Here is a 7,054-nt window from a genome sequence, read left to right as displayed (position 1 = left end):
AAATCAAATAATCACTATAAAGATCAAGCATATCCATTTAATTCCCTCCCTAAAATTAAGGGCGGAATTCTAATGCTTTTTAGTCAAACTACAAGTTTATGTGCGTAACATGAGTCATTAACGAGGGTGAAGGTAATGCCATCTTGATAATGTTTCTTAAAGTTTTGCTCAGCTTTCCATGAGCCAAACCATCCTCCCATAAAAGATAAAAATCCCCCATAAGCTTTAGACTCTGGGATCTCATCTTTGGAAATATTCAAATCATAGCGGGTGTCCTCTCGTTCATCCTCGGGTTTTTCATCTTTAAATCCAGAAGTTTTAAATGCCCTTCGCGAGCCCATATAAGCAACAACCTCACGGAAGCTAGTGGTAATTTTATCGAGTAGGGCACTAAAAATAGATTTATTTTCGCCTGTTACTCGGATCCAAATTGGGGTGGTATTTTTTAATTGGTCGATACGTGCAAACATTGAGGTAGATGTTTTTGCGTGACTAAAGGTTTCAGGGATAACAACCCCCAGATTGTCAGTTGCATAAGCAGCTTCTAAAATACAATCTTTTACATCGCCTAAGACATTACTTTTATTGTGGAGATCGTTAATTCCACTGTAACCATGCTCAACTGCGAGTTGAATTGCTAATTTGCGCATCTGTGAGACTTCACGGGCAACCCCCCCATCAGCAGCAACAATGTCATTGCCACTAAAATCCTCAGGGTCGGTGGGAAGTGCTGATTTCGCTTGTTCAATTGCTGCATTAGCTGCCGTTGATTTTCCACAAGCAGAGGGTCCGGCTACAATGATGACAGGACGGGTTGACCATTTATTGCCCTCACTGTGAGAGGTTGATTCTTGAAATACCGCATTCATGTATTCCTTGGTATGACGTTCTTCAGCCAGGGCTAATTTATATAAAGCTGCCCCTTGCTTGCCAAATAACTCTTCTAAGGATTGAGTAGCAGTTTCGGGTTTTGTCTTTCTCTTCCCTTTATCGCCGGCGAAATCTGTAAAATCTTTTCTTGCACAGAATTCTATAAATTGTTTACGGAAAAAATCGGGGGAGTCATCGGGAATAGGCAGTTTGAATTTGTTACAATAATCAACCATAAGGGCAAAGTGGCGATTTTGATAGGCTTCTATTCCCTCATATAAGTGTTTACGAGCCCCCTCATCAAGACGAGCATTCACAAAGGCTTGTCCAGTTTGGGAAGCACCAAATGCTTTACCATAGCTTGAGTAGTTACCTAATTGTTTTTCTAAATCTTTTTCCACCTTCTGCATGATCCCTTGGGGCAGAGGAAGCTTCTCAGACTGACTATCGTCACAAGCCGACATCATTTTTTCTGCTAAGCCCTTATGAGCTTGCATGGCACCCGCTTTGTTTTGCTTTAAATTAGTTAGGCTCGATTCTTCAAAATAATTACCATTAAAACCTTGTACTATGTATTGCTTATCCAATTGAATATCAAGGCGAGCTAGTCCCTTGGCTGCCGCGCCTTGATCCATAAAACTAATTAAGGCTGCGGCTGATTGAAGCCCTAAAACGTTGTAGGCACCATCTAAGGCGGCCTTCAAACCTTTCGGATCGTTAGGTTTTGCAAGGGCTTGCATTAAGGCATGTCGTTCATCTTTATGGGGGGCATTCGGATCGGCAATTAATAAGGAATCTAGCATCAGGACTCTACCATTAATGGCCTGAGCCCGCTCATTAGCACTCTTACAACCACCAATGGAATGTTCTTCAATAAATACAGATAAGGTTTGGGTTAGTTTTGAATATTCATCGGTATGATGAAGGTTGTTGGCAACAATATATCTTAAATAAGCTTTAGCATTTTCTCTTATTTTATCAGCATGAAGTTCAGGTTGGGGCGGAGCTGTTTTATCTTTTTTCCAGGCAGCTTTAATTTCGTCCTGAATTATTCTTATGGCTTCTCTACCATATTCAGACTGAGAAAAAAAAGACTTCTCCGGATCAGGCTCTGTAGCATTTACTCTGCATTCTTGTAGATATAGTTCATTTTGGGCTAAAAATAACTTGTAGTGCTGATTAATATTTTGAACTAGAGGATGGTCGATACCTAATAAGCTATGCATTAATGCGATTTCAGTCATTAATGTTGCCTCGGTCACAAGCTTGCTGCTTCCTATACCGTAACCTAGGGTACTACCAAACCCATTTATCGGAATATTTTGTACTAAACATAAGGGGTTGCCTTCTTCTACAGCGCGGGCATTATAAAGATGGACCCCTTGCAGGATCTGCCTTGCACCCTGAGTCTGTAGATTGTCTTTAAATGCATCATCCAGAGTATGTTCTAATGAAGTGTATAAGTTATAAACAAAAAAGTCGGGCTTTGGCACTCTTTTATCAAAATAGCGCTCATTAATATGGCTAATTTTATTCTGTACGTCTTCCATGTGTTCAACTTCGGATGCATCACTCTTGGCATCTAGAGAAGGAACTCTAATTTGTACTCGCGAAGTTGGGTAAGCTATAATCAAGCCATCTTTGATCTGATGTCTAATAATTTGGCGGGTAGCCAGTTCGTCGCCCGGCTTTTGGATATGGCGGTCATGGGCGGTTACTTGTGAGCCTTCAATCCAGACAGCGTTTCCTAGCCTTGTATCAATGTGAAGAAGATCATGTGGAGATGCTACAGTATCTTCAGCAATTTTGGTGAGCAGTTTGTTTCTTATTTTTTTTACATCAGGTTCCTTTTTGGGATGTGCTAGCTTTTGTTTTGCTACTTCCGCATCGACTTCTTTTTTTAGCAAGGAGTCTTCTGTGAGTGCAACCCCGGTCTCTTTGCGGATTTCATCACGTAGGATTCTATGTGCAGAATTGGCGATTTCTTTTCTTGCTTTATCAAGCTCTTTATTTAATTTTTCTAAATCAATGTTACCCTCTTTATAGGCTTGCGCTATAGCAAGGGCATAATGGCGCATGATTAATTTGTTTGTTTTTATTAAAGCCTTTTCTAAGGCTGGTGACAAATTTTGACCTTCAAGTTCAGGGACACTTTTCTGATAGACCTGGGTAACCAATTGTAAATGATGGCTATATTCTTGTTGCAGAGAAATAACGCTGCCTTTAGGTAGTTTTTCTAAAGCTTCGATAGCCTTTTCAGTATTAAAAGGTAGTTGCTTGGCCTTGGTTAGTTTTTTCTGAAGTCCGGTTTCGCTTAACGCATTGGTTAATGCATCACTTACGCGGCTATAAAACTTTTGTGATAAGTCGGGATCTGCATGAACATCCAAACTAACGACAATGGTTTTTTGGGCGAGCTCTTTGCCTTCTTTCCATAAGCCGATTTTTTTTAATTGAGATCGAGATAAGCTTACTTCAACTAATAACCGACCTTGTGGATCAAATAAAGGGGGGTCTTGAAGCTTAGCCTGTTCAAGCGCTTTTTTATGTAAAAGCTTCATGTATTCTATTTGCTTGGCTTGATTAAATTTGACAAAAGGCATAATAACGTCACTATCAATGTCCCCATATTAATCAGTATAGGATATAAAAAGACATCTTTTTGTCAGCTGGTGACTAGAGAGAAAGAAAAAAGAGTTAAAAGATAGGAATTAAGGTGGAGAAGATTCCAATTTTAAGACGCATACGTTAACATCTTTAATAATATTAGCTATTTTGATTAAATTTCGTTTAGGTTATTTGGACTCAGGGAGAGGGAATTAAGTGCTGAAATTGTTTAAACCTAAGCATCGCTCCATTTTAGGAATAGATATTAGTTCCTTTGCAGTCAAAATATTAGAAATATCAGGTTCTAGGGATTCACTTTGCGTTGAAGGATATGGCCATGAGTCCCTTCCAGCTAACGCACTTGATGGTAATGTTATCAAAGATATCGATGCGGTAGCGGATTGTATTAAAAGACTTATTCTAAAATCTAAATTAAGTGCCAAACATGCAGCAGTAGCCGTCCCGGATTCAGCAGTTATCAGCAAAGTAGTTCAAATTAATGATGGCTTAAGTGATCAAGAAATGGAAGAGTTAGTGGTCATTGAAGCGGATAAATACATTCCTTATCCTATTGATGAAATCAATTTAGATTTTGAAATTCAAGGGCATTCCAGTAAAAATTCGGCTTTATTAGATATTTTAATTGTTGCTTCTCGAGCGGAAAATGTGAACAGTAGGGTGGAGGCAATAACTCGAGCTGGTTTAGAAGCAAAAGTTGTCGACGTCGAATCTTACGCCGTAGAGCGGGTGGCGCAGTTATTTTCTAAGGATTTGCCTGCTGGTGGACAAGATAAAATAGTTCCTATTATCGATATCGGAGCCAATTATACTCATCTATTTGTATTGAACAACATGAAACTTATCTTTTCAAGAGAAGAGAAATTTGGTGGAATGCAATTAATTGAATCAATAGCAGAACATTATAAGATGACTATCGAACAGGCCTTGGTTGCAAAAAATGAAAACCAATTGCCTGCCGATTATGAAACCGAGGTTCTAGAGCCCTTTAAAGAAATGGTACTCTTGCAGATTAAACGCACCTTGCAGTTTTTTTATTCTACAAGCCAACATAGTTTTGTCGACCATATTTTATTAGCCGGAGGCGTCGCTCGGCAAACTGGCTTAGCCCATTTGATTCAAGAGCAACTTAATGTTCCGACAACAGTAGTCAATCCCTTGTCTACTATGTCATTTAGTAAAAATATTAATGCACAATCTTTAAATGAGGACGCTCCATCATTAATGGTGGCTTGTGGGTTAGCATTAAGGAATATCGACTAATTATGACTGAAATTAACCTCTTACCCTGGCGAGAGAAACAACGCGAGCAAGAAAAAAAGATTTTTACCTCTATGCTGTTAAGCGGCGTGGTAGTGGCTTGCTTTATTGTATTTTTAATTAACTCCTATGCGACTTATCTTATTGATAATCAAACGACGCGCAATCAAATGCTACAGAAAGAAATAAATATTTTAGATGAGCAAATAAAAGAAATAAAAAACTTAAAGCAAATCAGGTTAAGTTTAATTGCCCGAATGGCTATTATTCAAAATTTGCAATCTACACGGACTTTAATGGTGCATTTGTTTGATGAGTTGATCAAAATAATCCCTGCGGGAGTTTATGTGTATAAATTGGAGCGAAAAAGTGATTTAGTTACCTTATGGGGTTATTCTGAAGCGAACACTAATGTGTCCATTCTGATGCGAAATATAGAAAATAATGCTTGGTTACAGGCTCCTGCATTAACGGAAATTAAAAAAATGGATGACAGCAAGCAAGCAGCTAACAATGAATTTTCATTAAATTTTATATTAAAACCTAAAGATTAGGCTGATTAATTAGATGAGTTCCATAAATTTAAGTGAGTTAACATTAGAAAATGTTGGGCAATGGCCTTTACCCATTAAGCTTGGATCTGTGGTGGGCGTGGCATTTTTAATTATTGGATTAGGATATTGGCTGATAATTAAATCTAATTTTGAGCAATTAGACACTTTACAGGCTCAAGAAGCTACTTTACGCGCTGATTTTGAAACCAAACAACATCAAGCAGCTAACCTTCAAGCTTATCGAAATCAATTAGAGTTAATGAATGAACGATTTGGGACAATGTTAAAATTACTTCCTGCTAAAAATGAAATGCCAGGTTTATTAGAGGAAATTTCCAAAACCGGAGTTGCAGCAGGATTAAAATTTGAATTATTTGCACCCCAAGCCGAAGTTAAGCACGATTTTTATGTCGAATTACCCATAAAAATTACCGTAATTGGTACTTATATGCAATTAGCTACCTTTCTAAGTCGGGTTGCTGAAATGAGTCGTATTGTGACTTTACATGAATTTAGTATTGCTGGGGTATCTTCTAAAGACAATAAAACTGTTTCAGAGGATGAATTAGTGATGAATATCACGGCTAAAATATATCGATACCGTTCACAATGAGAAATAAACTAGGTAAAAATACAGTATTCATTAGTGTGATTACACTCTTATGTACTGCGTGTACAGGAGATAATAGTGATTTAATCAATTACATTAATGATATAAAAAGCCGGCCGGGGGCGCCCATTGAAGCAATTCCAAAATTTGCTCCGCTGCCTGTTTTTAGATTTCCAGAAAATGATAATAGACGTAGTCCGTTTAAACCTATAGAGATTAGAAAAACAGATCAGTATGCTCCGGATCAAAAACGAATAAAACAACCTTTAGAGGCCTATCCATTAGATGGACTTAAGTTTGTTGGGATTTTAAAAGAAGGAAATCAGCTCTGGGCTTTGATTAGGGATCCGGAGAAGAAAGTAGTCCCGGTGAAGGTTGGCAATTATATGGGGCTTAATTACGGACGAATTATTTCTATTAAAAGTAATGAAATTAAATTAGAAGAAACGACGAGAAATTCGGGAACGTGGGAAAAACATATAACCACTATTCATTTAGATACAGGCAAGTAGGAGTATAGGGTGCGAAAGATAGTCGCTATTTTATTATGGATCAGTGCTAGCATTAGCATGGCATTTGCTAATGATAATTCTCTTGTCTCGGTAAAAGTATTTCCCTTGCCTGACGATCGGGTGCGTTTGGATTTTCAATTTTCACAACCCTTAAAACAGCAACCGGCAAGTTTTATTACCCAAAATCCTGCTCGTCTAGTATTTGATTTTGTAAACACCAAAATGAGCTTAGAGCCTGAGCAGAGGACCCAAAAGATCAATCTAGGTTCTTTGAACACTTATAATATCGTTGCTGTGGGTGATCGAGTCCGTGCTATTTTAGACCTCGATCGTACCGTGGCGTATTCGGGTAGCTCAGCAGGGAAGGTATATAGTTTAATAATCAATGGAAAAAGTAGCGATCTTTTTGAAAAAAATAAAGAAGTCTTTATTACCAATCAGCCCGTTAAAGCAAAAAATGAATTAAAACATCTCGATTTCCGTGGGATAGAGAAAGAAGGAGGACTGATATAGGCGCGGATTTTTAGACGAAAAAAAGGTATTTTTAAGAGCTATTCTTCTAATATAAGAGGGGAATAGAATGACCAAAAAGCGAAATTATTACACTGCATCAAAAAAATCAA

General features: G+C 38.0%; 6 protein-coding genes. 5 read left to right on the top strand and 1 reads right to left on the bottom strand.

Annotation, left to right across the window (positions count from 1 at the left end):
• Positions 1–83: 83 nt before the first annotated feature.
• Positions 84–3,473, bottom strand: coding sequence for a hypothetical protein (locus ELY15_RS12255; protein WP_127100437.1), 3,390 nt, complete (start codon positions 3,471–3,473; stop codon positions 84–86).
• A gap of 220 nt (positions 3,474–3,693) precedes the next feature.
• On the opposite strand from ELY15_RS12255, the gene ELY15_RS12250 reads away from it, so the two are divergent.
• Genes ELY15_RS12250 through ELY15_RS12230 form a run of 5 tightly spaced genes read left to right on the top strand, consistent with a single transcriptional unit; the run spans position 3,694 to position 6,944 of the window.
• Positions 3,694–4,758 (top strand): pilus assembly protein PilM, encoded by a 1,065-nt coding sequence (locus ELY15_RS12250; protein WP_127100435.1) that lies wholly within the window; start codon positions 3,694–3,696, stop codon positions 4,756–4,758.
• 2 nt (positions 4,759–4,760) lie between these two features.
• A complete protein-coding gene (locus tag ELY15_RS12245; protein ID WP_127100433.1) occupies positions 4,761–5,309 on the top strand; it encodes a PilN domain-containing protein in 549 nt (182 codons plus the stop codon).
• 13 nt (positions 5,310–5,322) lie between these two features.
• Positions 5,323–5,922: a type 4a pilus biogenesis protein PilO gene (locus ELY15_RS12240; RefSeq protein WP_127100431.1), complete on the top strand. Its 600-nt coding sequence runs from the start codon at positions 5,323–5,325 to the stop codon at positions 5,920–5,922.
• The gene (locus tag ELY15_RS12235; RefSeq protein ID WP_127100429.1) at positions 5,919–6,431 is read left to right on the top strand and encodes a pilus assembly protein PilP; all 513 of its coding nucleotides are present in this window, start codon (positions 5,919–5,921) and stop codon (positions 6,429–6,431) included. The genes ELY15_RS12240 and ELY15_RS12235 overlap by 4 nt, the downstream gene beginning before the upstream one ends.
• A 9-nt stretch (positions 6,432–6,440) precedes the next feature.
• The gene (locus ELY15_RS12230; RefSeq protein ID WP_127100427.1) at positions 6,441–6,944 is read left to right on the top strand and encodes an AMIN domain-containing protein; all 504 of its coding nucleotides are present in this window, start codon (positions 6,441–6,443) and stop codon (positions 6,942–6,944) included.
• The last annotated feature ends 110 nt before the right edge of the window (positions 6,945–7,054 follow it).

It is taken from the genome of Legionella sp. km772 (assembly GCF_003989735.1).
Lineage (GTDB): Bacteria > Pseudomonadota > Gammaproteobacteria > Legionellales > Legionellaceae > Legionella.
This window is presented reverse-complemented; position numbering and strand designations above follow the sequence as displayed.